Source organism: uncultured Thiocystis sp. (assembly GCF_903866365.1).
GTDB lineage: Bacteria > Pseudomonadota > Gammaproteobacteria > Chromatiales > Chromatiaceae > Chromatium.
On record NZ_CAIPNF010000278.1, the window covers coordinates 1 to 1,665 of the forward strand.

2 protein-coding genes are annotated in these 1,665 nt (G+C 57.7%); both read left to right on the plus strand.

The features are described from left to right. The first annotated feature begins 48 nt into the window (after window positions 1-48). The gene (locus QZY07_RS15460; protein WP_295404550.1) at window positions 49-900 is read left to right on the plus strand and encodes an ABC transporter permease; all 852 of its coding nucleotides are present in this window, start codon (window positions 49-51) and stop codon (window positions 898-900) included. A gap of 11 nt (window positions 901-911) precedes the next feature. Further along, window positions 912-1,665 (plus strand): ABC transporter ATP-binding protein (locus tag QZY07_RS15465; RefSeq protein ID WP_295404552.1); only part of this gene is annotated, 754 nt, incomplete at its 3' end.

The following is a 1,665-nucleotide window of genomic DNA, read 5'->3' on the forward strand; positions in this document are numbered from 1 at the left end:
AACCCGACCGCCGCCGCATGACTCATGCTTTTGTATTGGACACCCCTGATGTCTACTGACGCCAAACAATGCGAATCACCTCTTCTGAGCCAATTCCGTCACGGCTTGCGCCGCGAACACATCGACAATGCCCTGCGCGACATCGGCGCGGGCTGGCAACGCCGCGAACTCTGGATGACGCTCGGCCTGCACGATGTCCGCCAGCGCTATCGCCGCTCGAAGCTTGGCCCCTTCTGGATCACCATCTCGATGGGGGTCATGGTGTTGGCGCTGGGGCTTCTGTACGGCCAAATCTTTGGCCAGGATATCCACGAATACCTGCCCTTTCTGGCCGCCGGCTTTGTCATCTGGGGGCTGATTTCGACGATGATCCTTGACGGCTGCCAAGCGTTCATCGTTGCGGAAGGCATGATCCGACAGCTCAACGCACCCGTCTCCATCTATGCGTATCGTGGCCTCTGGTCTGTCCTGATCGCCTTCGCCCACAACATCTGGATTTTTTTCGCAGTCGCGCTCTGGTTCAGTGTCGAGCTGAACTGGAACTTTCTCTGGCTCCTGCCCGCCGTTGTCCTCCTGCTGCTGAATGGGTTGTGGATGTCGCTGTTGTTTGGTCTTCTGAGTGCGCGCTTCCGCGATGTTCCCTTGATCATCGGAAGCATCGTTCAGGTACTCTTTTTCATCACGCCGGTGATCTGGCGGCCAGACATGCTACCGGGACGCGCCTTATTACTCCACCTGAATCCGTTATATCACATGGTCGAGATTGCGCGCGCTCCCATGCTGGGTCACCCACCCGCACTGGATAACTGGTTGGTCGTGATCTTGCTGGCGCTCCTGGGATGGGCGATCACCCTGTTTTTTTACTCGGCCTACCGGTGGCGCATCGCCTACTGGGTTTGAAGGAAACGCTTGTGGCATCGATACTCCTGGAAAACGTTTCTGTCTCCTTTCCGGTCTACAGCTCGTCGACCCGCTCACTCAAGAACCGCCTGATTCAAAGCGCGACCGGCGGTCAGATTCGCGCCGATGGAGCCACGCAGCGGATTTCGATCGTTCAGGCGCTACAGAACATCAATCTGTCGCTGAAAAGCGGTGATCGGATCGGGCTGGTCGGCCACAATGGTGCCGGAAAAACCACCCTTTTAAGGGTTCTCGGCGGCATCTACGAACCGAACTGCGGACACGTCTCGATCCATGGCTCGACCGTCCCACTGTTCGACATCGGCCTTGGCATGAACCAGGAAAGCACCGGCTATGAGAATATCATCCTGCGTGGACTCTTCCTGGGCCTAACCCGTCAGCAGATCAAATCCCGGCTGGATGAGATCGCCGAATTCACGGAGTTGGGGGATTTTCTCGACCTGCCGATTCGCACCTACTCCGCCGGAATGCAGATGCGGCTAGCCTTTGCGGTCTCCACCTCGGTCGTGCCGGATATTCTATTGCTGGACGAGGGGATCGGCGCGGGCGACGCCAGCTTCCTGCAAAAGGCGCGCGAACGTCTGAAACGCTTTACCGACCAGGTCTCGATTATTGTCCTCTCCTCTCATTCCGAGGAGTTGATTTCTGGCATGTGCTCACAGGCATTGCTGATGGAGCACGGCCAGATTGTCAAACACGGCCCTACCGAAGAGGTTCTGGCGCTTTACCGGGCGATGCGCGGAG